This window comes from Pseudomonas sp. PsB (genome assembly GCF_043658375.1).
GTDB classification, from domain to species: Bacteria; Pseudomonadota; Gammaproteobacteria; order Pseudomonadales; family Pseudomonadaceae; genus Aquipseudomonas; species Aquipseudomonas putida_Z.
The window spans coordinates 1-2043 of the sequence record NZ_JBIGLU010000081.1; the positions used below are offsets into that span (position 1 = coordinate 1).

Below are 2043 nucleotides of genomic sequence, written 5' to 3' on the forward strand. Positions count from 1 at the left end.
TAGTAAGCGCTCCATAAACCCCACCTAACCAAAGATGGGCAGCGCACCTAGCTGTGTATGTGAGGTGTGCAATTCCATGGCAGTAGCGCTTCGTAGTCTTCGACTGAGCACGCCTGCGGCAGGCGTTCCAGTGCGTGGCGCAGCCACGCATAGGGTTCTTGGCCGTTGGCTTTGGCCGTTTCTACCAAGCTGTAAAGTTGTGCGCTGGCAGTGGCACCTTTGGGCGTGTCACTGAACAACCAGTTCTTTCTCCCGATGACAAACGGGCGGATCGCACGCTCGGCCGCGTTGTTGTCCATCGGCAAGTAGCCGTGCTCGACGTAGCGTTCCAATTTGCTCCAGTTGCTGGCCAAGTAACCGATGGCCTTGCCCAAGGCATTCTGCGTCGTGACCTGAGGTTGCGTTTTCTCTACCCAGTTTTTCAGCTGAGTCAGCAATGGCAGGCTGCGCTCCATGCGGGCAACCTTACGATCTTCGTCGTCACTGTCCTTCAAGTCGCGCTCGACGCCATAGAGCTTATTGATCAGGTTCAATGCGATGTCAGCGCGTCCTGTTTTGCCCTTGGGCTGTACTTTCTGCGCTTCGACGAACTTGCGGCGCGCGTGCGCCCAGCAGCCCAATCGCTCCAGCCCGTCCTGTGCGGCCAGCGCGTTGTAACCGGCGTAGTCGTCGGTCATGACATAGCCGCGATAGCCGTCCAGCAGGCGCACCGGCACCTCCTGCGCTCGGCTGGTGGCGTAGTCGAAAAGGATCACCGGGCGATCAGGTGGGCCGCCGGTTTGCACCCACATCCAGGATTGGCTGCTGGGCTCACGACCAGGCTCTTTCAACACCTGCACACGTGTTTCATCACAGTGGATGATCCGACTGTTCAACAGGCTTTCGCGCATCAGATTCAGCAGCGGCTGAAAGTGCTCGCTGCATTGAATCACCCAGCGTGCCAGGGTCTGGCGCGGGATATCGATACCGTGACGCCCCAGCACTTTTTCGAAGCGGTGAAGCGGCAAGCCGTCTACGTATTTGGTGGTCAGCAGCATGGCCAGCACACTCGGGCTGGCCATGCTTTTCTCGATCATCTGGGCGGGCTTGTCCGCCGTTACGGGCGCTGACTCGCAGTCCCGGCAGCCGTACACCTTGCGAACATGTTTGATGACGCGAATCTGCATCGGGACGATTTCAAGTTGTTCGCTGACTTCTTCACCGATGGCATGTTTACGGCAGCCACAAGCGCAGGTCAGTTCATGCTCGGGCAGTTCGTGGACAACTTCGATACGCGGCAAATCAGCTGGCAGCGGCTTGCGCTTGCCACGGCGTTTGGTTGGCGCAACGACTTCTTCGTCGTCAGCCTCATCCAAGGGCTCGGCCAGGCTTTCCGCTTCGTCGAAGAGTGGCAACTGTGGTGTCGCCGCATCGCCAGTCTGCTCGGTCTTGCGCCCGAACAAGCGCTGGCGCAATAGCGCAACTTCCTCTTCGAGATGAACGATCTTGCCCTTGTCGGACGCGCGCTCGTGGATCATCTGCTCAAGCAGTTGCTTGAGCAGAACAGGATCGTCAGGGAGGTTTTCGGGCATGGAAATCATGCCGCGGATTATACCGAATCAGGCGACGTATCGAGGCGTCAAAACCTGATGCGGACGGTTGCGCCAGAGGTCGAAGCCATCAAGCAGCCAGTTCAGTTCCTGAACGGTCAGGACAATGGCGACCTCAGTCGGATCGGGTGAAGTTTTGAAACGTTCGGACTCCAGGCGTTTGAGCCAGAGGCAGAAGCCGTTTCGCTCCCAATAAAGGATTTTCACGCGATTGCGAGACTTGTTGAGGAAGACGAAAAGCACTGGGTCGAACACCGCCACTTTGATATCGAGTTCGACCAATGCGGCCAGGCCATCGATGGATTTTCGAAAGTCGACAGGCTTGGGGTAGAGGTACACTTTTTCGACTTTGGCGTCGGGTCGCATCATGGTCGGCGAGCTCCAGAAAGAAATCGGGAGCACAGCATCGAGGATCAGGTAAGCGCTTTGAATGTGGGGTTCATGGAGCGCTTAC

General features: G+C 57.6%; 2 protein-coding genes. Both read right to left on the bottom strand.

The features are described from left to right. Positions 1–47: 47 nt before the first annotated feature. Positions 48–1580, bottom strand: coding sequence for an IS66-like element ISPpu13 family transposase (locus tag ACGLHT_RS29920; RefSeq protein WP_032489559.1), 1533 nt, complete (start codon positions 1578–1580; stop codon positions 48–50). An 18-nt stretch (positions 1581–1598) separates the two neighbouring features. Then, a complete protein-coding gene (gene tnpB / locus ACGLHT_RS29925; protein WP_032489558.1) occupies positions 1599–1958 on the bottom strand; it encodes an IS66 family insertion sequence element accessory protein TnpB in 360 nt (119 codons plus the stop codon). Positions 1959–2043: the final 85 nt, after the last annotated feature.